At 67.1% G+C, this 22,300-nt stretch carries 24 protein-coding genes; 3 read left to right on the top strand and 21 right to left on the bottom strand.

Going from position 1 to position 22,300, the window contains the following annotated elements:
* Positions 1-346 precede the first annotated feature (346 nt).
* Together KDW55_RS03725 and KDW55_RS03720 are read left to right on the top strand one after the other, a co-directional pair.
* The gene (locus tag KDW55_RS03725; RefSeq protein WP_040140218.1) at positions 347-1,633 is read left to right on the top strand and encodes an Nramp family divalent metal transporter; all 1,287 of its coding nucleotides are present in this window, start codon (positions 347-349) and stop codon (positions 1,631-1,633) included.
* A 112-nt stretch (positions 1,634-1,745) separates the two neighbouring features.
* Positions 1,746-2,981, top strand: coding sequence for a DUF2252 family protein (locus KDW55_RS03720; protein ID WP_212161202.1), 1,236 nt, complete (start codon positions 1,746-1,748; stop codon positions 2,979-2,981).
* A gap of 86 nt (positions 2,982-3,067) precedes the next feature.
* On the opposite strand, the gene KDW55_RS03715 is transcribed toward KDW55_RS03720, so the two are convergent.
* The 15 genes from KDW55_RS03715 to KDW55_RS03645 all read right to left on the bottom strand — a co-directional run bounded on the left by KDW55_RS03715 (position 3,068) and on the right by KDW55_RS03645 (position 17,019).
* Positions 3,068-3,469, bottom strand: a complete 402-nt coding sequence (locus KDW55_RS03715; RefSeq protein WP_212161203.1) for a PPC domain-containing DNA-binding protein — start codon at positions 3,467-3,469, stop codon at positions 3,068-3,070.
* Between the two features lie 172 nt (positions 3,470-3,641).
* Positions 3,642-5,042, bottom strand: coding sequence for an MFS transporter (locus KDW55_RS03710; RefSeq protein ID WP_212161205.1), 1,401 nt, complete (start codon positions 5,040-5,042; stop codon positions 3,642-3,644).
* A 38-nt stretch (positions 5,043-5,080) separates the two neighbouring features.
* Entirely contained in the window at positions 5,081-6,325 is a 1,245-nt protein-coding gene (locus KDW55_RS03705; protein WP_209822736.1) for an FAD-dependent oxidoreductase, read from the bottom strand.
* On the bottom strand, positions 6,322-7,284 hold the full coding sequence (locus KDW55_RS03700; protein WP_212161206.1) for a VOC family protein: 963 nt from the start codon (positions 7,282-7,284) through the stop codon (positions 6,322-6,324). The genes KDW55_RS03705 and KDW55_RS03700 overlap by 4 nt, the downstream gene beginning before the upstream one ends.
* A gap of 18 nt (positions 7,285-7,302) precedes the next feature.
* On the bottom strand, positions 7,303-8,793 hold the full coding sequence (locus tag KDW55_RS03695) for an aldehyde dehydrogenase (RefSeq protein WP_212161207.1): 1,491 nt from the start codon (positions 8,791-8,793) through the stop codon (positions 7,303-7,305).
* 81 nt (positions 8,794-8,874) lie between these two features.
* A complete protein-coding gene (locus KDW55_RS03690) occupies positions 8,875-9,714 on the bottom strand; it encodes an aspartate dehydrogenase (RefSeq protein WP_059547316.1) in 840 nt (279 codons plus the stop codon).
* Positions 9,707-11,377 (bottom strand): thiamine pyrophosphate-binding protein, encoded by a 1,671-nt coding sequence (locus tag KDW55_RS03685; RefSeq protein ID WP_040140232.1) that lies wholly within the window; start codon positions 11,375-11,377, stop codon positions 9,707-9,709. Before KDW55_RS03685 ends, KDW55_RS03690 begins: the two co-directional genes overlap by 8 nt.
* Entirely contained in the window at positions 11,370-12,167 is a 798-nt protein-coding gene (locus KDW55_RS03680; protein ID WP_069243121.1) for an SDR family oxidoreductase, read from the bottom strand. Before KDW55_RS03680 ends, KDW55_RS03685 begins: the two co-directional genes overlap by 8 nt.
* Positions 12,164-13,021, bottom strand: coding sequence for an IclR family transcriptional regulator (locus KDW55_RS03675; RefSeq protein ID WP_059547322.1), 858 nt, complete (start codon positions 13,019-13,021; stop codon positions 12,164-12,166). Before KDW55_RS03675 ends, KDW55_RS03680 begins: the two co-directional genes overlap by 4 nt.
* On the bottom strand, positions 13,018-13,914 hold the full coding sequence (locus tag KDW55_RS03670) for an alpha/beta fold hydrolase (RefSeq protein WP_059547325.1): 897 nt from the start codon (positions 13,912-13,914) through the stop codon (positions 13,018-13,020). Before KDW55_RS03670 ends, KDW55_RS03675 begins: the two co-directional genes overlap by 4 nt.
* Positions 13,915-13,932: 18 nt before the next feature.
* On the bottom strand, positions 13,933-14,460 hold the full coding sequence (locus KDW55_RS03665; protein ID WP_040140236.1) for a cupin domain-containing protein: 528 nt from the start codon (positions 14,458-14,460) through the stop codon (positions 13,933-13,935).
* A gap of 34 nt (positions 14,461-14,494) precedes the next feature.
* Entirely contained in the window at positions 14,495-15,265 is a 771-nt protein-coding gene (locus KDW55_RS03660; RefSeq protein ID WP_040140237.1) for an SDR family oxidoreductase, read from the bottom strand.
* Positions 15,258-16,328 carry an aromatic ring-hydroxylating dioxygenase subunit alpha gene (locus KDW55_RS03655; RefSeq protein WP_212161208.1) on the bottom strand — a complete coding sequence of 357 codons (1,071 nt, stop codon included), beginning with the start codon at positions 16,326-16,328 and terminating at the stop codon, positions 15,258-15,260. The genes KDW55_RS03660 and KDW55_RS03655 overlap by 8 nt, the downstream gene beginning before the upstream one ends.
* A gap of 60 nt (positions 16,329-16,388) precedes the next feature.
* Entirely contained in the window at positions 16,389-16,700 is a 312-nt protein-coding gene (locus KDW55_RS03650; RefSeq protein ID WP_059547333.1) for a recombinase-like helix-turn-helix domain-containing protein, read from the bottom strand.
* A 1-nt stretch (position 16,701) separates the two neighbouring features.
* Complete coding sequence (locus KDW55_RS03645) at positions 16,702-17,019, bottom strand: non-heme iron oxygenase ferredoxin subunit (RefSeq protein WP_011354710.1); 318 nt, start codon at positions 17,017-17,019, stop codon at positions 16,702-16,704.
* A 447-nt stretch (positions 17,020-17,466) separates the two neighbouring features.
* Here KDW55_RS03645 and KDW55_RS03640 point away from each other — a divergent pair, with 447 nt between their 5' ends.
* Complete coding sequence (locus KDW55_RS03640) at positions 17,467-18,546, top strand: porin (RefSeq protein ID WP_059547336.1); 1,080 nt, start codon at positions 17,467-17,469, stop codon at positions 18,544-18,546.
* A 123-nt stretch (positions 18,547-18,669) separates the two neighbouring features.
* On the opposite strand, the gene KDW55_RS03635 is transcribed toward KDW55_RS03640, so the two are convergent.
* The 6 genes from KDW55_RS03635 to KDW55_RS03615 form a co-directional block, all read right to left on the bottom strand.
* Positions 18,670-19,629, bottom strand: a complete 960-nt coding sequence (locus KDW55_RS03635) for an IclR family transcriptional regulator (protein WP_040140241.1) — start codon at positions 19,627-19,629, stop codon at positions 18,670-18,672.
* 248 nt (positions 19,630-19,877) lie between these two features.
* A complete protein-coding gene (locus tag KDW55_RS29705) occupies positions 19,878-20,084 on the bottom strand; it encodes an OmpA family protein (RefSeq protein WP_212161232.1) in 207 nt (68 codons plus the stop codon).
* Positions 20,081-20,635 carry a DotU family type IV/VI secretion system protein gene (locus KDW55_RS29700; protein WP_349252588.1) on the bottom strand — a complete coding sequence of 185 codons (555 nt, stop codon included), beginning with the start codon at positions 20,633-20,635 and terminating at the stop codon, positions 20,081-20,083. Before KDW55_RS29700 ends, KDW55_RS29705 begins: the two co-directional genes overlap by 4 nt.
* Positions 20,527-20,832 (bottom strand): prepilin-type N-terminal cleavage/methylation domain-containing protein, encoded by a 306-nt coding sequence (locus KDW55_RS03625; protein ID WP_249181309.1) that lies wholly within the window; start codon positions 20,830-20,832, stop codon positions 20,527-20,529. The genes KDW55_RS29700 and KDW55_RS03625 overlap by 109 nt, the downstream gene beginning before the upstream one ends.
* A gap of 203 nt (positions 20,833-21,035) precedes the next feature.
* Complete coding sequence (locus tag KDW55_RS03620) at positions 21,036-21,242, bottom strand: hypothetical protein (protein ID WP_040140242.1); 207 nt, start codon at positions 21,240-21,242, stop codon at positions 21,036-21,038.
* A gap of 318 nt (positions 21,243-21,560) precedes the next feature.
* Positions 21,561-22,166 (bottom strand): alpha-ketoglutarate-dependent dioxygenase AlkB, encoded by a 606-nt coding sequence (locus tag KDW55_RS03615; RefSeq protein WP_059547338.1) that lies wholly within the window; start codon positions 22,164-22,166, stop codon positions 21,561-21,563.
* Between the last annotated feature and the right edge of the window lie 134 nt (positions 22,167-22,300).

Here is a 22,300-nt window from a genome sequence, read left to right as displayed (position 1 = left end):
GCGCCGCCCGCAGCGGTTTCCCCCATCACGCGCATCCGCGCTCCATCCGGCACCCGATGCAATCGATGAACGGGCGACGCCGCATCGCCAACGCGTCGTTGCGGTAGCAACCGGCCAGTATCGCGCGGCAACTTCGAGCGTCGCTGCCGTTGCGCCCCCACTCTGTTCGAATCGACCGTCGTACGCGGGCAGCCACCGCCCGTTCCTGCGCACCGGCTACAGCAGACGCGGGCGCCGCACCGCTCGCGACACTCTCCGGCAACCCGCCGCCCACGGCCCGTCCGCCTTTCGTGCGGCCCGGGCACGCCAATTGCGGCTCGATTACCCCTCCCCACGGGTCGCAATCATGAACGACAACGAGTCCCTCGATTCCGCGCCGCCTCGTGCGCATGCGGCAACGTGGCTCCGCCGCCTTGGGCCGGGCCTCATCACCGGCGCGGCTGACGACGATCCGTCCGGAATCGGTACGTACTCGCAGGCCGGCGCGCAGTTCGGGTTCGAGCTGCTCTGGTCGCTGCTGCTGACCTATCCGCTGATGACGGCCATCCAGCTCGTCAGCGCACGAATCGGCCGCGTGACCGGCAAGGGCCTTGCGTCGAACATGCGCGCGCACTACCCGGCATGGCTGCTCTACGTCACTGTCGTGCTGCTGATCGTCGCGAATGTGATCAACATCGCGGCCGACCTGTCGGCGATGGGCGCCGCGGTCAATCTGCTGCTGCACGGCCCGCAGCAGTTGTACGTCGTGTGCCTGGGCGGCATATCGGCCGTGCTGCAGATTTTCGTGCCCTACGAACGTTATGCCCGCCTGCTCAAGTGGACCGCGCTCGTGCTGCTCGCCTATGTCGCAGTCGCGCTTGTCGTGCCGGTCGATTGGGCCGACGTCGGCCGCGCGCTCGTGCTGCCGCACGTCCAATTGAGCGCCGGTTACCTGACTACGGTCGTCGCCGTGCTCGGCACGACGATCAGCCCTTACCTGTTCTTCTGGCAAGCGTCGCAGGAAGTCGAGGAGCTGCACGCGGCGCCGAATCAGCGGCCGCTGCGGCGCATGCCACATCAGGCGCCCGCGCAATTGCGGCGCATCAATTTCGACACGTGGGTGGGCATGGGCGTGTCCAACGTGATCGCATTCTTCATCACGCTGACGGCGGCGGCCACGCTCAACCGGCATCACATCGACGTGAAGACGTCGGCGGATGCCGCGCGCGCGCTCGAACCCATCGCAGGGCATTTCGCGTACATGCTGTTCGCGCTCGGGATCATAGGCACCGGCCTGCTGGCGTTGCCGGTGCTCGCCGGATCGGCCGCATACGCGGCCGCGGGCACGTTTCGGTGGCGCAACAGCCTCGCGCTGCGCATCGGCGTCGCGCCGGAGTTCTATGCGGTCATCGCGCTCGCGATCGTCGGCGGCGTCGCGATTACGTTCATGCATTTCGACCCGATCCGCGCACTCTACTGGAGCGCGGTGATCAACGGCCTCGCCGCCGTGCCGATCATGATCGTGATGATGCTGATGGCTGGAAGCACGCGCATCATGGGCGAGTTCGCCGTCAAGGGGATGCTCGCGTGGGGCGGCTGGGTGGCGACGGCCGCGATGGCGATCGCGGCGATCGGCGTGTTCGTGCCCGGTTGAGCGCACGCGGTTACACCGACGCGCGACCGCGTCGCATCGGCAAAGCAGCGGGCTCGCGTGCACGGCATCCGCACTGGAGGCGCCTCACGGCGTGACGGAAGGAGAAGGTATCGTGGCAAAAAAAACCGCAGCATCGGCGCGGCTGCCGACGAGCGACCAGCGCGCCCGGATTCTTGCAACGCTGCGCAGCCGCAAGATGGCGCGCTCGATCCACACTTATACGCGCGGCACGGCCGAGCGCTTCTACGCGTGGCTCGCGAACCATCGCGCCGAAACGCTGCCGGACGGTCCGGCGATATGGATCGGCGGCGACTGTCATCTCGGCAATCTCGGCCCCGTCGCGGCGAAGACGGGCGAGGTCGCCGTGCAGATTCGCGATCTCGACCAGAGCGTGATCGGCAATCCCGTCCACGACGTGCTGCGTCTCGGCTTCTCGCTCGCGACCGCGGCGCGCAGCTCCAACCTGCCCGGCGTCGCCACGTGGCGGATGATGGAAGCGCTGATCGATGGCTACGAGCGCGCGTTCGATACCCGGCACCGCCACGAAACCGGCCACATGCAGCGCCCAAGCGCGGTGAAGATCGCGATGAAGGCGGCGCTGCAACGGTCCTGGCGCAAACTCGACCGGCAGACGATCCGGAACGCGACGCCGCGCATCCCGCTGGGCAAACGCTTCTGGCCGCTGTCTGAGCGCGAGCGGACCGACCTTCATGCGCTGTTCGAATCGTCGCCGGTTGCGCCGATCAGCGCAGCGCTCAGCCGCTCCGCACGCAGCGACGCGAAGATGAAGGTGCTCGACGCGGCGTATTGGGTGAAGGGCTGCAGTTCGCTCGGACGCCGCCGGTTCGCGGTGATGCTCGATATCGACGACGCCTGTGCCGACGGGGATCCGCCCTTCCTGATCGACATCAAGGAGGCGACGACCGCAAAGGCGCCGAAACAGGCCGGCGTGCGCATGCCGCGCGACCCCGCGCAACGGGTGCTCGAAGGCGCACGACACGTGTCGCCGATGCTGGGGAACCGGACGTGCGCGGCGCGCCTCGCCGGGCGTTCCGTCGTCATGCGGGAACTGATGCCGCAGGATCTGAAACTCGAAGCGGAGCGGCTGTCGGAAGCCGATGCGGTCGAGGCCGCGCGCTATCTCGCGTGGGTGGTCGGCCACGCGCACGCCGCGCAGATGGACGACGCGACGCAACGCGCGTGGCATGCGGAGCTGCGTCGTCAACGGCCGAAGACGGTCGACGCGCCTTCATGGCTGTGGCGCAGCATCATCGAACTGATGGCCGAACATGAGGAGGCGTACCTCGAACATTGCCGGCGTCACGCGCTTGGCAAGACGGTTCGCTGAATCGTCGCCGTCGCTCGTCGTCCGCCGTTGCGGTTGCGGTCAGCACACCCGTCACCGCGCGGGTACGGCGTACGGACCGCAATCGATCAGTCCGCTGCCGGGCGAATCACCAGCTCGTTGAAACCGGTGCCCGCATCCGGTTCTCGCGAGAAGCGATGCGCAGGCAACAGCACGAGCAGGATCTCGGCGGTGGTCCGCACGACGCAGCCGCTCGCGACGTGTCCTCCCCATACGCGACCCTGCGCATCCGATACCGACATATGCAGATGTGCGCCGTCCGGCGCGACCGAGCCGGCCAGCGTCAGTATTTCGAGGTTGGCGCGCAATTCGCTCGGCGCGTCGATGCCGGCAAAGCGCAACTGCGCGACGCTGAGGCTGCCGATGCCCTGGATGACAAATCCCGCAGATGCGTCGAGCCGATGCAGCGCTTGCTCGATCGACGCACGCAGATCGTCGCCGGGAACAAGACGCAGAGGATGGGCTTGCATGGTCGATTACCTGCTGGTGACGGCGAGTATCGGCAAGAGTACGATCGGCGACGCAATCCGGCAAGCCGCAGGCGGACTGGACGCCGCGCCTGCGACATGCGCAACACGCGGCGTTCCGATCCGATGGCGACCGGCTCGCTGACCAGTCGCGCGCCCCGGATGCCAGCCGCGCTTATGCTTCGAGCGCCTCCAGCACTTTCCCCTTCGTCTCGATCCCGACGAAATGAACGGTCAACGCCGCAATCAGCGGCACGATGCCGATCAGGTAAAACGCCGGGGCGAGATTCCCGCCGATGATCGCGTGCGGCACGATCATCGGCGCCGCGAACGACGCGATCTTCAGCCATGCGCTGCCGAGCCCGCAGCCGGATGCGCGAATGCTCGTCGGATATTGCTCCGGCGTATAGACGTACGCGGTGATGAAGCCCGATGCCATCAGCCCCAGCGACAGCGAGCAGAAGACCGCGACGACATACACCGAAGACGCGTGATAGACGCCCGCCAACACCAGCGACAGCGCGCAGAGCACGAACGACCATACGATCACCGGCTTGCGGCCGAGCTTGTCGACGAGCAGCGCGGATACGAGCGAACCGAGCACGCCCATCACCGAACCGATCACCGCGAGGTTCAGCGCAAGCTGCAGCGGCGCGTGATAGAAGTTCTTGTAGATGGTCGGCAGCCACGTCGACAGTCCGTACTGGATGAACCCGCAGGTCGCCCACAGCGTCGCCACCGCGAGCGTGCGCTTGCGATACGCGGCACTGAACAGGTCGCTCATCCGGCGCTTCGGATGCTGGCGCACCATCTCGTCGTAGGCGGCCACCTGCGTGACCGCCGGCAACTCGCCCCGCACGGACGCTTCGAATATGCCCACCGCACGCCCGGCTTCCGCGAGCCGGCCGCGCGATGCGAGCCAGCGCGGCGATTCGGGCACGAGATGCGTCAGCACCAGCGCGAGAATCAGCGGCAGCCCGCCGACGAAGTACATGATCTCCCAGCCGAACCGCGGCACGAGCCACGCACCGAGCGCCATCGATACCAGCAGGCCGATCGGGAACACGATCTCGTACAGCAGCACGAACCGGCCGCGGCCGTGCGCACGCGTGATTTCGTTGATGTACGTGGCCGCGACCGGCAACTCGCCGCCGAGCCCGAGCCCCTGCAAGATCCGCAGCAGCACGAACACCTCGAACGTCGGCGCGAAGCCGCTCGCGATGCTCGTGATGCCGATCACCGCCGAACTCCACGCGATCGCCTTCACACGGCCGTGCTTTTCCGCGAGCGCGGGAAACAGGAACGCGCCGATCAGCTGGCCGATGGCGCCGGACGCGATCAGCATGCCGATCTGCGTCGGCGACAGCCCCCATTTGTGGATCAGCAGCGGCAGCGTCGCCGCGATCGTGATCACGTCGAAGCCGTCGAAGAACGTCGCGGCGCCGATCAGCACGCGTGCGCGTATCTGCATCGCGTTGGCCGGAAGCCGCTCGAGCCGCGCGATGATCGCGCCGGGCGTGGAGGCGGCAGCTTCCATCGTGGCCCTGCCGGCCACGACATTGTCGAAAGTGCTCATGCGGGGTCTCTCCTGGGTCCTTTTGGCGTGGTTGCCGTTCAGGCAAGCGATTTGGTCGTGTCTGCCAGGGCTTCCGTGTCCACTGCCCGGCCCTGGTTCATCCACTTGCGCGCAAGCTTCAGCTCGCGTGCGTTGTTGATGGCGACGACACCTCTCACATGCCCATCGCCCACGAAAAACAGCGTCGCGCGACGCGCGGCGAGATCGCCGCGCACGACGAGCTGCGCATCGGCCGGCAAATCGCCAAGGATCTGCAGGTTTACGTCGTACTGATCGGACCAGAACCACGGAATCTCCGCATACGGCGCGCGCACGCCGAGCACGGCCTTCGCGGCCGCGATCGCCTGGTTCTGCGCATTCGCCCACGATTCGAGCCGCACTCGGCGCTTCAGCCAGCCGTTGTGATGGTTCGCGACGTCGCCGCACGCGAAGATCGCCGGATCGCTGGTCGCGCCGAATTCGTCGACGACGATGCCGTCGTCGATCGCGAGTCCCGCATCGCTCGCAAGCGATGCGTTCAATGCGAGGCCGATGCCGGCCACCGCGAAATCCGCGTCGATCGTCGTGCCGTCGGCGAGCGTCGCACGCACCTTCGATGCGTCGCCCGGCTGTGCATCGAGCGACTCGAGCGCGGCGCCCACGCGCACATCGACGCCGTTCGCGCGGTGCAGGTCGAGCAGGAAGTCCGACACGATCTGCGGTACCGATCGACCGCACAGCCGCGGCGCACCTTCGACCACGACCGCGTCGACGCCGAGCTTGCGCGCGGTGGCCGCGACTTCGAGGCCGATCCAGCCGCCACCGATCACGAGCACGCGCCGGCTCGCGCGCAGTTTCTCGCCGAGCGCCGCCGCTTCGTCGAGCGTGCGCAGGTAATGGAGATTCGTGGTCCTGACCAGTGCATCGGGCAAACGGCGCGGCGTGCCGCCGGTCGCGATCACGAGGCGGTCGTATTCGATTTCGCGGCCGCTTTCGGTCTTCACGATACGGCGCGCGCGGTCGATCGAAGCCGCGCGTTCCGGCTGCCATGCTTCGACGTTCAGCGCTTGGAATTCGTCCGGACGCACGACGCGCACCGTGTCGATGTCGGCTTCTCCGGCCAGTACGGCCTTCGACAACGGCGGACGCTCGTATGGCAAATGCGGCTCGTCGGCGATCATCACGAGACGGCCCGCGAAGCCTTCCGCGCGCAGCGTCTTCAGCACCCAGCCGGCGGCCTGGCCGCCGCCGATCACGACGACCGTGCGCGGCGCGGCCGATTCCTGCGAGTTCGTTTCGCTCATGATTTGCGCTCCGTCATGAACTTGCCTTCCGGCGCCTTCGCGTTTTTCTGCCGGCGCGTGTTGCCGTCGAGCCCGCCGTCGACGGCCCATTCGGCGAACACGGTCGGGCCCGGCTCGAATTCGCGCGGCTGCCATTCGGGCGTCAGCACGTCTTCGTCGGCGTAGTATTCGATCAGCGCGCCGGCCGGGTTCTGGAAGTACCAGAAGTACGCGGACGACACCGGATGACGCCCGGGCCCGAGCTGCGTTTCCCAGCCGCAGCGGTCGATGTGCATGCCGCCGCCGAACACTTCGTGGATGTCGCGGACGGTGAACGCGACATGGTTCAGGCCGCGTTTTCCGTTCGGCAGCGCGAGCAGGAACAGGTCGTGATGGCCGCCGTGCGGCGCGCAGCGCATGAACGCGCCGCGGCCCGGATAGCGGTCCGACGTTTCGAAGCCGAGCAGGTCGTGATAGAACGCCTCCTGCGCGTCGAGGCAATTCGTGAAGAACACGACGTGCCCGACTTCAACCGGCTCCGCGCGCGCATAGATCGGGCTCGGCTGGTCGACCCGGGCCGTGCGGCCCCACACGTTCGACGGCGAGCCTGTGATGTCGAGCGCGCGCTTGCGCGTCACTTCGATCCGGATCGCCATACCGTTCGGATCGATGCAGCCGAGCGCATCGTCCTGCGCGTAATAGCCGGGCTGGCCGGCGAGCTTCGCGCGCAACGCATCGAGTTCCTGCCGCGTCGCGACGCCCCACGTGACTTCCCGCAGCGTCGGGCCCGCCTCGAACGCGGGCGGCAGCGACGGATCGTCCGCTTTTACGACCAGCACGGTGCAGCCGTTCAGCGTTTCGAAACGTGCGCGCGTATCGTCGTGCGCGACTTCCTTCAAGCCCCAGTCGGCGAAAAAGCGCCGGCACGTCGGAAGGTCGTCGACACCGTACGTGATCTGCTCGATACCCAAGATGCTCATTGCGTCATTCTCCTTCGCTCAGTTCGCCCACGGCAGCGGCGCGTCGTTCAAGCCCCAGTAGAGGCTCTTCTGCTGCATGTACTCGCGGATGCCGAGACGCCCCTTTTCGCGCCCCATCCCGCTCTCCTTCCAGCCCGAGAACGGCGTGGAAATCGAGAACAGCTTGTACGTGTTGATCCAGACGGTGCCTGTCTCCAGTGCCCGCGCGATGCGCCACGCGCGCTTGTAGTCGCGCGTCCAGATGCCCGCCGCAAGGCCGAACACGCTGTCGTTCGCCTGTGCGATCAGCGACGCTTCGTCGTCGAACGGCATCGCGACCAGCACCGGCCCGAAGATTTCTTCCTGGCAGATGCGCGCGCTGTTCGACAGGCCTTCGAGAATCGTCGGCTGATAGAAGAAGCCGTCGTCGCGCCCGTCGCCCGACGGCCGCTCGCCGCCGCACAGCAGGCGGCCGCCCTCCTCCAGCCCGAGCGCGACGTAGCGCTCCACCGACTCGCGATGCTTCGCGGTGATCAGCGGGCCCATCTGCGTGTCGGCGCGCAGCGGATCGCCGACGCGCAGCTTGCGGGCACCGGCCACCAGCCGCTGCATGAATGCGTCGTACACGGTGCGTTGAACGAACAGGCGCGAGCCCGCGATGCATGCCTCGCCCGACGAACTGAAGATGCCGTACAGCACGCCGTTCACCGCGTGATCGAGATCGGCGTCGTCGAACACGATCGTCGGCGACTTGCCACCGAGTTCCAGCGACACCGTCATCAGCTTCTCCGCCGCGATGCGCGCGATGCCGCGACCGACTTCGGTGCCGCCGGTAAACGACACCTTCTTCACGAGCGGATGACGCACCAGCACGTCGCCGATGACCGAGCCCTTGCCCGGCAGCACGCTCAGCACGCCCTTCGGTACGCCGGCCTCCTCGCAGATCCGCGCGAGCGCGAGCGACACGAGCGGCGTGACCTCGGCCGGCTTCAGCACCACCGCATTGCCGGCGGCGAGCGCGGGCGCGAGCTTCTGCGCGTCGGACGCGATCGGCGAGTTCCACGGCGTGATCGCGGCGATCACGCCGATCGGCTCGTACACGCTCATCGTCAGGTAGTCGCCGCGCGACGGCGTCAATTCTTCGTCGAGCGTTTCGAGGCACGCGGCGAAATAGCGGAACGTGTTGGCCGCGCTCGCCACGAGCACACGCGTCTCGCCGATCGGCTTGCCATTGTCGCGGCGCTGCAGGTTCGCGAGCGCCTCTTGACGCTGCATGATCAGGTCGGCGATCCGGTACAGCACCAGCGCGCGCTGATGCGGCTTGAGTCCGGCCCAGTCGGCGCGCCGCCATGCGGCGTCGGCGGCCACGATCGCGTCGGCCGCGTCTTCCGCATTCGCCGTCGATACTTCCATGTTCAGCGACTGGTCGGCCGGATAGATGCTCGCGTACGGCGCGCCACGGCCGCGCCGCCACTCGCCGCCGATCAGGATGTCGCCGTTGGGCACGAGGCTCGTATCGAATGGAGTCATGTCACAAATCCCACAAATCTGTGTCTGCGCGGCCGCCCGCGCGGTCGCGCAGGCGGGCGCTCAATGTCCGAAGGCTTCCGCTCAGATCACGCAGCGGGCCGCGCGATTGCGCAGCGCGCGGATCGCGCTGTACGCGGTCAACGCGGACGTCTTCGGGTTATCTGGCAGCGGCTTGCCGCTCATTTCGAGCGACATCTCGCCGAACGCGCCGCGCGCGGTGATCCGATGCACGTTGCGCGCGACCGCCGGATCGGCGATCAGGCGCACGCGCGTCGCATCCAGTCCCAGGCCCGCGAGCGCGACCGTCGCCGCGACGTTCGCGTTCTTCGGATACAGCCGCGCGGCGTCGCGCGCGGTGCCTTCGAAGATCACCTTCTCTTCGGTCATCGTGCGCAGGTCGCACAGTTCCTCGGCGGGCGTGCCGAGCCAGCCGAGCGGCGGCTTGCGACCGACGTACAGCACCTCGTCGAGACCGCCCTGCTGCGCCGATGCGAGCGCGTCGATCCCGCCGATCGCGCCGGACAGCAGCGTCAGCGTCGCATCGCCTTCGTCGGCAGCCTGCGACAGCACGTCGAGCAGCGCGAGATCGGACAGCGCGCCGATCGATGCGACCGCGCAGTCGGTGCCGGCCTTCAGAAGCGGCACGACGTGATCGACGAGCGCGCTGTGGCCCGCGCATTCGAGCGCGAACTCGGGGCGGCGGCCCAGTGCGTCGACCGACGACACGACCTCCACCGCGCTGCCGAGTTCGCGCTGCACCGCGTCGCGCTGATGCCCGGGCACGATTACGTGGGCAACGCGCAGCGACGCGTCGTGCTCGACCGCGCGGTACACGGCTGCGCCGATCGCGCCGAAGCCGATCATCGCGACGTCGACGGGCGCGTGCGCGCGGGCGTGGGACGGGTGGCGTCCGTCAAGCATATTGCTGCTCCGACGGCGTTTCTTCCTTCTTGACCGGCGGGCCCGCGAATGCCGAAGCGAACGAGCCGACCGACAGCATGTCGACTTCGACCATCACTGGCCCGGCCTTCGCGATTCCTTCGCGCACGATCGCTTCCGCCTGGTCGAGCGACGTGATCCGATAGTGCGTGAGGCCGAAGCTCGCGCAGAACTGCGCGAAATCGGGCTGGTGCAGTTGGACGAAGCAGCGGCGGCCGCCGTAGTGCGCGTCCTGGATGTTGCGGATCACGCCGTAGCATTGGTCGTTCATCAGCACGATCATCACGTTCGCGTTTTCCTGCACGGCCGTCACGAGTTCGCCGACGTTGACCATCAGCCCGCCGTCGCCGACGAGGCACACCGTCTTCGCGGCCGAGCCTGCCAGTGCTGCGCCGATCCCCATCTGGATGCCCTGGCCGATGCCGCCGCCCAGCGCGTGCACGCCCGCGCGCGGTTCGAAGATCTTCAGCAGGCGGTTGCCCCACGTGCTGTTCGAGATCGTCACGTCGCGCACCCAGTTGTAGTCGCGGCCAACCGCTGCCTGCAGCGTGTCGACCAGCTTCTTGTATGGCCCGAGGCCTTCCGCCACGCTGGCGACGGCCTGCTCGCGCGCGGCCGCGAGATCGGCTGCGAACTGCGGATCGACCGACAGGCGGCCTTCGAGGCGATCGGCCAGGTCGGCGAGTACGCGTTTCGAATCGCCGTGCACGAACAGCGCGTTGCGATAACCGCGGTTGTCGGCCAGTGCGTCGGCGTCAACGCGGAACAGCGGCTGCGGCAGCGCGAGCTTGTACTTCAGCGTTTCGTTGCCGCGCAGGCGCGAGCCGACGACGACGAGCGCGTCGCAGGTCTTGTAGAACGCTTCGACGGCGGAATGCACGTTGAATGCGCCGAGCGTCGCCGGGTGATCTTCCGGCAGCACGCCGCGGCCCTGCACGCTCGTCACGACGCCGAAGCCGAGCTTCACCAGCCGTTCGACTTCCGCGCGTGCATGGCGCGCGCCGCCGCCGAGCCACAGCAGCGGACGACGCTTGGCTGCGAGCGCGTCGGCGAGCTGCGCCACGCGTGCTTCGTCGTGCTCGCGCACCGCGACGTGCGCCGGCGCGAGGTCTTCCGGCCATTCGATTTCGGCGGCCTGGATGTCGATCGGGATCTCGACCGACACGGGGCCCGTCGGCGCGGTCTGCGCGATGCGCACCGCTTCGCGGATCGTGGGCAGCACGGTCTCGACCGTGCGCACGCGGAACGCGGCTTTCGAAATCGCGTCAAGCATCGTCAGCTGGTCGGGCGCTTCGTGGATGTAGGCCAGATCCTGATCGAGATACGGCGTCTCGATCTGCCCCGTGATGTGCAGCAGCGCCGTGCCGGCCGTCAGCGCCTCGACCATCGCGCCCGCCGCGTTGCCCGCCGCCGTGCCCGTGCTCGTGAACGCGACGCCGAGGCCGCCCGATACGCGCGCCAGCCCGTCGGCCATGTTCACCGCGCCTGCTTCACCGCGCGCGCCGACATACCGGATGTTGCCGCGCGAGTTGATCGCGTCGAGGATCGGCATGTTGTGGATCGAGATGACACCGAATGCGGTCTTGACGTCGCACTGCTCGAGAAAGGCGGCAATCAGCTCGCCAACCGTGGTTTTTTTAGACATGGCGTGCAAAGCCTCCAGAAACGTCGATATGGCTGCCCGTCGTGTAGGACGACAGATGCGTTGCGAGATAAAAAAGCGCCCAGGCGGCCTCGTCAGGCTTGCCGAAGCGGTTCAGCGGAATGTTCTTCTTGCGCGCGAGCGCGCCCGTCCAGTCTTCCCAGCTTTCGCCGGCCTGCGCCTGCGCTTCGTAGCGGCGGCGCCACTGACCCGACTCGACGATGCCGATCAGGATCGAGTTCACGCGGATGCGCTGCGGCGCCAGCTCGGTCGCGAGCGACTTCACGAGGCTGAGCACGCCCGCGCGCGCCGACGACGTCGCGACCATGTGCGGCTCAGGTTGCAGCGCGAGCAGCGAGTTCACGCACGTGATCGTCGGTGCGGCCGCATCGCGCAGCAGCGGCAGGAACGCGCGCGTCGGGCGGATGATGCTGAAGTATTTCAGTTCGAGCTCTTCGCGCCACGCGTCGTCGGTCGTCTCCGCGAAGGTCGACACGCGGCCCTGGCCCGCGTTGTTGATGAGCATGTCGGCGCGGCCGAAGCGGTCGGACACGGCTTGCGCGAACGCAGCGACGTCGGCTTCGTCGAGTACGTTGCAGCGCTCGGCCAGCAGTTGCGCGCCCGGATACTTGCCGCCAAGCAGCGCTTGCGCGCGCTCGAGGCGTTCGCCATCGCGGCCGCATATCGCGACCGACGCGCCGGCCTGCAGAAACCGTTCGGCGGTCGCGAGGCCGATGCCGGACGAACCGCCCGTCACCACCGCCACCTGCCCGGTCAAGTCGATCTCAATCATCGGAGTCCTAATGCCTTCAGAAACGTATGCTCGTCATCCGAGCGGTAATTGAGCCGCCGCGACAGTTCCGCCGCCGCGCGCTGCACCTTGTCGATCAGACCGTCGGCGATCAGCGCCGCGTCGATCTCCGGTCGCGGCACCGTCACCGTGATGCACGCGACGATCTTCTGGGTGTCGTTGCGCACCGGCGCCGTGACCACCGAGATCCCGCGTTCGAACGACGAATTGCTGACGCCGTAACCGCGCAGCGCGTCTTCGCGAATCGCTTCATAAAGCGCGTCGACCGTTGCCGGCGTCGCGCTCGTCATCTGGTTCAGCGTGCCTTCCGGATACAACGCGCGCAACTCCGCGAGAGACAGGTCGCCCATCAGCACGTGGCCGTGCGTCGTCGCGTGCGCGGGCAGCCGCGTGCCGACGTTCACGCGAATCGAGCTGAACACCGGCGCCTGGCTCTGCGCCTTCGCGACGAACACCACGTCGCGCCCGTCGCGGATCACGATGTGCGTCGTGAAGCCGGTCGCGTCGCGCAGGCTCTCGATCACCGGCAGCCCGAGATCGGTCAGCTCCAGCGAGCTCAGATATTCGAAACCGAGCCGCAGCACGGCGATGCCGAGCTTGTAGTTGCGATCCTTGTCGGCGCGCTCGAGAAAGCCGAGCGATTCGAGCGTCTGCAGCAGACGGAACACCGTCGTGCGGGGGATGCCGAGCCGCTTCGACAGTTCCGGCGCGCCGAGCACCGGCTCGCGCGGCGAGAATTCGGCGAGGATCCGCAAACCGCGTTCGAGGCCCGGCACCACGTAGCTGGCTTCGGACTTCGCGTTTTCCGTGTCCTGGCGTTCCAGCGGTTCGCTCATTCCAGCCCCCGTTGACGATCGCATTGGCGGCAGAACGCATCGATCAGCGATGAATAAACGGCCGGCGCTTCGACGTAGCCCGCATGACCGGCCTGCGGAATCACCTGCAGCTTCACGTGCGCGGCCGCGGCGATCCGCTCGCATGCAGCGGGCGGCGTGATCGCGTCGTGTGCGCCGACCGCGACCGCCGTGCGGCCGCGAAAACCGGCGAGGTCGGACGCGAGATCGGCGTTCGCGAGCAGATGCGTGGCCTGCGCATAGCCGGCCGGCACGATGCGCGCCATGTTCCAGCGCACCCATGCACGTGCTTCCTCGCCCGCGAAACCGGACAGCATGTTGCCGCTGCGCTGCTCCGCGAGCCCGGCCGGGCCGAGTTCCGCGAGCATCGCGAGACGCGCATCGCGCCGCGTGTCGCGCGTTTCGGCGGGCGCGCTGCCGTAGCCGCCCGCGGGCGAGATCAGCAGCAGGCCGGCGATCCGCGCAGGCATCACGCGTGCCAACCCGCCCGCGATGATCGCGCCGAGCGAATGCCCGACCAGCACGCAGCGTTCGATGCCGAGTGCCTCGAGCCACGCGTTCAGCGACGCCGCGTAATCGGCCGCCGCCGGCGACGCGCCGTGCACGGGCGTCGACGCGCCGTAGCCGGGCGCATCCCACGCGAGCACGCGCCGCGACGCACCTAGCGTGTCGAGCTGGCGCACCCACGATGCGGCGCCCGAGCCGATCCCGTGCAGCAGCACGACGGGCAGCGCGCGGCCTGCGTGCTGCGCGCCGGCCTCACGATAGCCGATCGTGCCCGTCGCGCCGGCCGCGCAACGCTGCTCGGGAAACTGCCCGAGCAGCGCGGCGAACGCCGCGGTGCGGTCGCGTTCACGTTTGTCGATGACACTCATCGCTTGCTCCGCCCCGTCTCAGCGCTTGATCTTCGCGAGCGGCGAATCCGGCGGATACGTCGGCGTGATCGGCTTCGGCGAACCAAGCATCACGCACATCAGCGCGTCTTCCTCGCCGATGTTGATTTCCGTGCGATACACGCCCGGCGGCACCGAGATCAGATCGCGCTCGCCGAGAATGGCTTCCCAGGTCTCGCCGTCGCGCTCGCAGATCACCTTCATCTTGCCGCGCAGCACGAAGAAGATTTCCTCGACGTCGACGTGGATATGGCTCGGGCCGATGTTGCCGGCCGGGATCACCATCGTCGAGAACGTGAAGTTGCCGGCCGGCACCGTATTGACGTCCTTCGCGACGCCCGTGCCGCCGGTGCCGACGTAGCGCATCTGCGCACGGCGGTATTTCGGGTCGTAGTCGGCCTGGAACTTCAGTGCGTCCCAGTCGTAGCGACGCGTCGCGTAGCGCGCGACACGCCCTTCCATCCAGTCGCCGAAGCTTGCGCCTTCCGGCTGGTCCCACGACTTGCGTTCGAGATCTGCGTCCGCCATCGTTCTCTCCTTCATTCCCAATGAAAACTTCGATTCAATTCATTACGAAGCCGCCGTTCACCGGCAGCAGTTGACCCGTCACGAAGCGCGCGCCGTCCGACAGCAGGAACAGCACGGGGCCCGTCACGTCGTCGGGCACCTGCGCGCGCGTGAGCGCCCGCCCCTGCATGTAGAACGCGTGACGCTCCGCCGGCACGTAGGCCGTCGCCTCGACTTCGGTGAGCCCCGGCGCAATCGCATTGACCGTCACGCCGTGCGCACCGAACTCGCGCGCCTGCGCATGCGTCATCGCGATCACCGCGCCCTTGCTCGCGACGTACGCGAGCAGCTTCGGGGCGCCCCACAGCGCGGTGTCCGATGCGAGGTTCACGATCGCGCCGCGGCCCGACTTCGCGAGGTGCGGCAGCGCCGCATTGCTGACGAGCCACACGCCGCGCACGTTCACGTTCATCACGGCATCCCAGGTCGGCACGTCGAGCTCCGTCGACAACTTGCCGCCCGAGTTCGTGATCGCCGCGTTGTTAATCAGCGCGTCGATGCCGCCGAGCGCCGCCGCGCCCTGCGCGACGAATGCGTCGATGCTCGCCGGATCGGCCAGGTCGAGCGCGAAGAAGTGCGCGGTGTGGCCGGCTTGCGCGAGCTGCGCGGCCAGCGCACGGCCCTCGTCGGCGAGCACGTCGCCGAACGCGACCTGCGCGCCCGCGGCGACCAGCGCTTTCACGAACGCCGCGCCGAGACCGCGCGCGCCGCCCGTGACGAGCACACGGCGCCCCGGCAGCGAAACGACCGGCGCGAACTCAGCCATTCGCGGGCTCCGCCGCGGCTTGCGCCGCACGGTGCACGTCGAGTGCGGACAGATGTTCCTGCGCGCGCTGGCGCAGCATCCGGCGCACGCGCGTGATGCCGACGTCGTGCTGATACAGGTATTCGTGATCGCGCGCGTTCGGCGCGAGGCTTTCGAGGACGTAGCGGTCCTGCTCGAGCACGTCCCAGTGCAGGCCTTCGAGGCGGTTGCGGTACATGAAGCGCCATACGTCGCGCTGCCAGCCGCTGACCTTGCGGGTGCGCCAGAAGTAGACCTGGCAGTTGTCGCCGTCGACCGGCGTCGCGAAGCCGATGATCCCGAAGTTGCCGCCCGGGCCGAACTTCTGCTTGTACGGAATCGCGAGACGCATCCACAGGCAGCCCGTTTCGCCGAGCTCGACCCAGTCGAAGTTCACGTCGCGCTGGCCGATCTTCTCGAACATCAGGCCCGTTTCCGTCTTGCGCACGCGCATCTCGGCCTGCTTGTCGCCTTCGGCCATCGAGTGCGACGTCGCGTGCAGATACGCGCCGTGCATCGGGTCCATCACGTTGTCGATCGCGTACTGGTAATTGCACTTCCAGTTCGACACGCACAGGAAGTGCGCATATTCGTCGGCGACCAGTTCCTCCGGCAGGTTCAGCGGAGCCGGCTCGCCGTGCGCTTCGTCGCCGAACCACAGGAAGATCGCGCCGGCCTTCTCTTCGACCGGATACGACTTCACGCACTTCGTGCCTTCGAGCGGACAGTTCGATACGGCCGGCACCCGATTGACCGTGCCGCCGCCGTCGACTTCGATGCCGTGATACCAGCAGGCGATGTTGCCGCCGAGATTCCAGCCGAGCGACAGGCGCGCGCCGCGGTGCGGGCAGCGATCTTCCAGCGCATGGACCTTTCCTTCGTGATCGCGCCACAGCACGATCTGCTCGGACAGGCGCGTGAGGCCGACGGGCGCGTTCGACACCTGCCAGCTCGGCGCGACGGGATACCAGTAGTTCTTGATGCCGCGGTCCAGGTAGTCGCGGACCGGGTCGTGTGGGACTTCATGTTGTGCGGGGGACGTCATCAGTGTGCTCCGGATGCGGTTGTCGGGTCGGCGCTCAGGCGCGCGGCGCGGTCGCTGCGCTCATTCCGCCAGCGACGCGATTTCGGCGCGGAAACGCTCGGCGGTCCATACGCTGCCGTCCGGCGCGCGAAAGCCAATGCGGTTCAGCCCGGCGACGACATCGTCCAGCTCCGTCGCGCCGCTCTCGAACACGCGTTCGAGCGCGTCGCCGAGGTCGTTCTCATACTGCGTCGGCGCGGCCTTGCGGTTCTGCCACACCTGGTTCTCGACCTGCCCCGGGATCTCGATCTGCCCCTTGCCCGCAACGTTGTTCGGCTGCGGCGCCACCCACGGCTTCAGGAAGGGATTGAAATTGACGGTCGCTTCTTTCATGTCACTCCACCTTGATCTGGATTTCCTCACCCGCCAGGCGCACCGCGTACTGCTTCAGCGCACGCCCGCCCGGGCCCTTCAGGCATTCGCCGGTCTTGATGTCGAACACGGCCTCGTGCAGCGGGCATTCGACCGTGCCTTCGTCGACGAACCCCTGCGTCAGCAACGCGTATGCATGCGGACACACGTTCTCGAGCGCATACACGTCGTCGCCGACGCGGTAGATCCCGATTTCGACGCCGTCGGTCCGCTTGAACTCGATCGGCGTGTCTTCCGACAGCGCGCCGGCATGGCCGGCGCAAACCCATTGTTCAGACATCTCACACCCTTCCTTCTGATCGACTCTCGGTTCGCTCCGGATTTGTTCCATATCCGGAACAGCAGTTTATGGATGGTGATTATAGGAGTGACTTTCCGCGAGTAAAACAAAAAGCTGCAGGTCCTAGGGAAAACACCGACTGCCCGGGCGGCAATTGCGCACCCGCCCCGCAACAAGTCGAATTTTTTGTTTGTTGACGGGCATTTATGTCTGCGCTGCGCGATACCACGTATCGCATCGGGGATTGCCCGAACCCTCATCCGGCCCGATAAATTTATTTTTGATACTCGGTGCAACGCCTCTATACTCCATTCCATCAGAGGCACACTGTTCCTTATATGGAACACAAAAATGCCCGCCGGTGGTGAAGATCGCGCGACGGCCGGCCGTCCCCGCGCCCGCCGCCACGACGCGTTTTTCATCAGGTTTGGAGAGTCAGGAGATCAAATGGTCAAGCAAGCGGTAGCAGCAGCAGTGATCGGAATGGGCGCCCTGTCGGGCGCTTGGGCGCAGAGCAGCGTGGTGCTGTACGGGAGCCTGGATGCCGGCATCGCGTACGTGAACAACGTCGGCGGCCATGCGAAGTGGGCGATGATCCAGGGCAATACACAGCCCGACCGGTGGGGTCTGAAGGGCAAGGAAGATCTCGGCGGCGGCCTGTCTGCGATCTTCCAGCTCGAAAACGGCTTCTATACGAACAACGGCCAGTTCGCGACCGCGAACACCATCTGGAACCGCGCCGCCTACGTCGGTCTGAGTTCCGACCGCTACGGCACGCTGACGCTCGGACGCCAGACGCCGCTCACGTTCGACTACCTCGATCCGCTCAGCACCGCGTACCTCGCGCTGAGCTGGTATGCGTTCCACCCCGGCAACATCGACGGGCTCGCCGCGACCGGAAACGTGCCGTACAACAACGCGGTCAAGTACCGTTCGCCGAATGTCGCGGGCTTCTCGGCCGCGGCAACGATGGCGCTCGGCAACACGACGAACTTCTCGACCGGCAAGTCGGTCGGCGTCGCGCTGAACTATGCGAACGGACCGTTCAAGGCGGCGGCCGTCTACTCGAACGAGCACGACCGCGCGATCCTGATCGGCCAGACGGGCATCACGTCGTTCCAGGGGCAAAACACTGCGAACGGCTATCTCGCGAACAAGGTCGAGAACATCGGCGCGGGCGCGTCGTACCAGATCGGCGACTTCCTCGTGCATGGCCTGTACACGCGCGTGAAGATGCAGTCGAACGGGTTCTCCGACACGTTCCAGAGCTACGACGCGGGCGTGAACTACCGCAGCAGTGCGTTCAATACGATCGCGGGCGGCGCGGCGACGACGACGCTGGCCGGCCGCCGCTGGACGCAGGTCGAGCTGGGCGACATCTACGCGCTGTCGAAGCGCACGCAGCTTTATGCGAACGTGCTGTACGAGCACGGTTCGGGCGGCGCGAAAGCCGCGTTCTTCACCGCCGGCACGTCGAGCACGTCGAATCAGGTGATCGTGCTGACCGGCATTCACCACTCGTTCTGAGCGGCGCCGGTCGCACCCATCCGATGCAGGAAACGAAAAGAGCAGCCCGCGGGCCGCTCTTTTGTCTTTGACGATGGACTACAGGCGATTGGCGAAACCGCGCGACGCCGCTTGTTCGACCGATCAGAACATCGCGACGCGGTGCCGCGCGTGCGCGAACGTCGGATCGCTTTCGAGCGGCCGGTAGTTCAGCCGTTGCGACAGGTCGACCGCCGCGCCGCACACCGCTTCGACGAGCCGCTCCTTCTCGCCCGCCTCGCCGATCTCGGAGCGCGGCACCGTCGCGGTAATCGCCGCGACGATCGCGCCCGAATGGTCGCGCACCGGCGCGGTCACGGCCGAGATGCCGCTCTCGAACGCAGCCTCGCTGACCGCGTAGCCGAGCCGCGCGTACTGACGCACGCGCTCGTACAGTTCGTCGACCGTTCCCGGCGTGCGCTCGGTGAACTGTTCGAGCCGCTTCTCCGGATACAGCTGACGCAGCGCGTCACGCGTGAGATCGCCCATCAGCACGTGGCCGTGCACGGTCGCATGCGCGGGCAACCGCGTACCGACGTGCACCTTCACCGAGCCGAACATCGACGTGTTGCTCTGCGCCTTTGCGACGAACACGACATCGCGCTGGTCGCGAATCAGCAGATGCGTCGACAGGCCAGTCGCGTCGCGCAGCCGTTCGAGCACCGGCGTGCCGAGGTCAGTCAGTTCGAGCGAGTTCAGGTATTCGAAACCGAGCCGCAGCACGCCGACGCCGAGCCGGAAATAACGGTCGCCGTTTACGCGCTCGAGAAAGCCGAGCGCCTCGAGCGTCTGCAGCAGACGGAATGTGGTCGTGCGCGGGATGCCGATGCGCTTGGACAATTCCGGCGCGCCGAGCACCGGCTCGCGCGCGGAGAATTCGGCGAGGATCCGCAGCCCGCGCTCGAGACCCGGAACCAGATACGACGACCCGCCGCCCGACGATTCGTCGTCGGCCGCGCCGTGCTTCGGCGCGTCGTGGTCGGCGTCGTCGCCCGCTGTCGCGAGCGGCGCACTTGCCGGCTTCGCCGGTGGTTTCGATGCGCCGCTCATCGTTGTCTTGGCCATGTGCGCATGGACGGAAAGAAATCGTTCACGAGGTACCAGCGATGATTGATTATCGAATTTCGACCGGGCAGGATCAACAGGATCCGGCGGATGTGGCCGGCACAATGCACCGACGGAATAGCCTGGCGCGATTGGAAGGATAGCAGCGATAGACGGAGCTGCCCACCGGAACATGCCCGGCCACGACATCTGCGGCACGGCCCTCCGTCATGCCGCGCCGCCGCGCACCGGGCACCGGACGTCGTGTATCAATCCGAGACGGTCACTTCGACTCTGCGATTCCTCGCGCGTCCGTCGGGCGTACCGTTGTCCGCCAGCGGATCGGCGTCGCTCTTTCCCACCACACCGATATGCTGCGCAGGCACCCCGGCTGCGACGAGGATTTGCGCAACTTGCCGGGCGCGCGCTTCAGAAAGCGCCTGATTGAAACCGGGGCGCGCCGGGCCGGCCTTCACGCTATCCGTGTATCCGGTGACGAGGAGGTTCGAGTCAGGCCCGACACTGCTATTTCCCTGCCGACGGCCGCCACGATGGACGCGGCCCACGGCGCCACCGCCGCATCGCCGGGCCCGAACATGCTGCCGAGCCGAAGCGTCAACGCGCGTCGGCCGGTACCGCCGATCAACTCGACGTTGCCGGCCGCGATGTCGTCGCGAAGGCGTGCGGAAAGACTGGTGGCCAGCAGATCGAGCGACGACACCGGCGGACGGACGCGCTCCGCGCGGACCCAATGATCCACAGCGGCATAGCCGGCGGCCCCCGCCAGCAACGCAGCGACGAGTCCTCCGACGATTCGCAGCCGCGACCGACGCACACGTACCGGCCGCACCCACGGATCGACCGCCCGCGCCCGCGTGCGTACCGTTTCGGCGACCGGATCGAAGCACAGGCCGCCCGTCACCACCGCGTCATGCACGCACGCGCGAATGTGTTGCAAGCGCTGTCGGCCGCCGCTTTCATGGCGATATCGGCCGCAGAAACCGAGATCGAGGATATTCTGGAACACGCATCTATCGCTCGGACAATCGCCAGCGCGATCAGCACCTCGATCAGCGTGAATCCCGTAGCGGCGCCGGTGCGGCGCGGTGAAGGTCGATTCTGTCGTCGCACATGACCTGCGCTCTTGTCGATGAGTCGTCGCCGTTCGCCGCGCGCCGGCCGCCCGATGCATCGCGCATCGCCGGCACGGCGGACGCCGCGCATGCACGTTAAGCTGCGCGTAGGGCAAGTGCTTTCGGAAGGTACGGACCATTTGTCGTGATCGACGCATGGCGCGGCCACGCCGGTGCATCACGCAGTGCGCGACCGCGAAGCCGGGGAAACGGAGAAAAACGGAAAGGAAGAAGAAAAACGGCCGGGAACGGACGATCACGCCGATCCGCTCACGGGGTCGGCGCGGCGCGACGTCAGGCCGTCACGGCGTCGTCATACTCGGCACGAGCAAGCTGGCCGGCGGCATGCGCGTCGGCTTCGGCGGGGAAGCCGTCCGTGCTGAATGCGACGACTTTCACACCGACGCCGGACACCCGCTTCACCGTCAGCGCCCATTGCCATGCGCCGTCTTGTTCGAAGACGTGCAGCGAGGGTTCGAGGGATGAGTCCAGTACGGTCAAGAATTATGCTCCTGCGCTACGCGTCGCATCGGCAACGCGTCGTGCATGTCGAAAAGATGCGCCGGTTCGCGGCGCGTTTCAGCCATTCGACAGTTTAGTCAATGGTTGTTGCGACGCACCATCAGGGCTTACACCTGCCTATCAGAACCGGGTAGTCGATGAAATCCAACTGAAACCCTTGTGGCGCGGGCCTCGCCGCCGATTCCCCCGGCGTGCGCAGGCCCTGTGCGTCAACGTGCCGCATGGACGAGCGCTTCAGCGGATCGGATGAAAAACGGGGCGCGCCACCGGGAGAGGCGAGCCTCCCGGCCGGCGCGGCTAGCGCGCCGCCTCCCCCGTCATTACTCGCCGAAAAGTCAGGTTGATCCGCTCGCCCTGCACCGCCGGCGCCTTGGGCACGCGGTGCTGCCACTCAGCCTGCGTACGGCCGCGCATCACCAGCAGGCTGCCGTGCGTCAACCGGTACGCGTGCACGACGCCGGTGGCGCGATGACGCAAGTCGAACACGCGCATCGCGCCTAGGCTCACGGACGCGATCACCGGCGCGTCGCCGAGCTCCGGCTCGTTGTCCGCATGCCAGCCGAGGCTGTCCTGCCCGTTGCGATAACGATTGAGCAGCACGCTGTTGAAACGCGCGTCGCAGGTCGCCTCGACCGCACGCTTAAGGTCGAGCACGGCCGGCGTCCACGGCGCGGGCACGTTGCGGATTCCCGAATACACGTAGACGGCGTCCGGCTCGCCTTGCCACGCTGTGAGCCGAGGAAGCGGAATGCGCCCGCGCGGCGTTCGGATCGTGTCCTGCCGCCACGCAACCTCGTCGATCAGCGCGGCCAGCATACGATCGGCCTCGGCCGGCGCGAGCCAGCCCGGGTACCAGTCCACGTCGGGCGCGGGCGTATCGGCGAAAAGATCGGGCGTCGACATGTCGGAATCGGGCAAGAGTCAACGAGACGGATGAACCATGTCTGCATGGTAGCCAACGGCGACGCGCGCCGCCATGCGCTGTCATTCCGTCGCGTCACACGCCCGAGCGCCCGGGCGCCCCGAATCGCCGATCG

The sequence above is a fragment of the Burkholderia sp. AU19243 genome (assembly GCF_018148075.1).
In the GTDB taxonomy this organism is placed as follows: domain Bacteria; phylum Pseudomonadota; class Gammaproteobacteria; order Burkholderiales; family Burkholderiaceae; genus Burkholderia; species Burkholderia latens_A.
Note: the sequence above shows the minus strand (reverse complement) of the source record. Positions and strands in the feature narration are given on the sequence as shown.

Excerpts from the sequence above, each read along its gene's own strand:
- KDW55_RS03680 (WP_069243121.1), bottom strand. The coding sequence starts at position 12,167 with ATGATTGAGATCGACTTGACCGGGCAGGTGGCGGTGGTGACGGGCGGT.
- KDW55_RS03655 (WP_212161208.1), bottom strand. The coding sequence starts at position 16,328 with ATGACGTCCCCCGCACAACATGAAGTCCCACACGACCCGGTCCGCGAC.
- KDW55_RS03690 (WP_059547316.1), bottom strand. The coding sequence starts at position 9,714 with ATGCTTGACGGACGCCACCCGTCCCACGCCCGCGCGCACGCGCCCGTC.
- KDW55_RS03645 (WP_011354710.1), bottom strand. The coding sequence starts at position 17,019 with ATGTCTGAACAATGGGTTTGCGCCGGCCATGCCGGCGCGCTGTCGGAA.
- KDW55_RS03615 (WP_059547338.1), bottom strand. The coding sequence starts at position 22,166 with ATGTCGACGCCCGATCTTTTCGCCGATACGCCCGCGCCCGACGTGGAC.
- KDW55_RS03650 (WP_059547333.1), bottom strand. The coding sequence starts at position 16,700 with ATGAAAGAAGCGACCGTCAATTTCAATCCCTTCCTGAAGCCGTGGGTG.
- KDW55_RS03660 (WP_040140237.1), bottom strand. The coding sequence starts at position 15,265 with ATGGCTGAGTTCGCGCCGGTCGTTTCGCTGCCGGGGCGCCGTGTGCTC.
- KDW55_RS03625 (WP_249181309.1), bottom strand. The coding sequence starts at position 20,832 with ATGCGCGGCGTCCGCCGTGCCGGCGATGCGCGATGCATCGGGCGGCCG.
- KDW55_RS03705 (WP_209822736.1), bottom strand. The coding sequence starts at position 6,325 with ATGAGCGAAACGAACTCGCAGGAATCGGCCGCGCCGCGCACGGTCGTC.
- KDW55_RS03640 (WP_059547336.1), top strand. The coding sequence starts at position 17,467 with ATGGTCAAGCAAGCGGTAGCAGCAGCAGTGATCGGAATGGGCGCCCTG.
- KDW55_RS03715 (WP_212161203.1), bottom strand. The coding sequence starts at position 3,469 with ATGCAAGCCCATCCTCTGCGTCTTGTTCCCGGCGACGATCTGCGTGCG.
- KDW55_RS03725 (WP_040140218.1), top strand. The coding sequence starts at position 347 with ATGAACGACAACGAGTCCCTCGATTCCGCGCCGCCTCGTGCGCATGCG.
- KDW55_RS03710 (WP_212161205.1), bottom strand. The coding sequence starts at position 5,042 with ATGAGCACTTTCGACAATGTCGTGGCCGGCAGGGCCACGATGGAAGCT.
- KDW55_RS03685 (WP_040140232.1), bottom strand. The coding sequence starts at position 11,377 with ATGTCTAAAAAAACCACGGTTGGCGAGCTGATTGCCGCCTTTCTCGAG.
- KDW55_RS03700 (WP_212161206.1), bottom strand. The coding sequence starts at position 7,284 with ATGAGCATCTTGGGTATCGAGCAGATCACGTACGGTGTCGACGACCTT.
- KDW55_RS03695 (WP_212161207.1), bottom strand. The coding sequence starts at position 8,793 with ATGACTCCATTCGATACGAGCCTCGTGCCCAACGGCGACATCCTGATC.
- KDW55_RS03665 (WP_040140236.1), bottom strand. The coding sequence starts at position 14,460 with ATGGCGGACGCAGATCTCGAACGCAAGTCGTGGGACCAGCCGGAAGGC.
- KDW55_RS03675 (WP_059547322.1), bottom strand. The coding sequence starts at position 13,021 with ATGAGCGAACCGCTGGAACGCCAGGACACGGAAAACGCGAAGTCCGAA.
- KDW55_RS03670 (WP_059547325.1), bottom strand. The coding sequence starts at position 13,914 with ATGAGTGTCATCGACAAACGTGAACGCGACCGCACCGCGGCGTTCGCC.
- KDW55_RS03635 (WP_040140241.1), bottom strand. The coding sequence starts at position 19,629 with ATGGCCAAGACAACGATGAGCGGCGCATCGAAACCACCGGCGAAGCCG.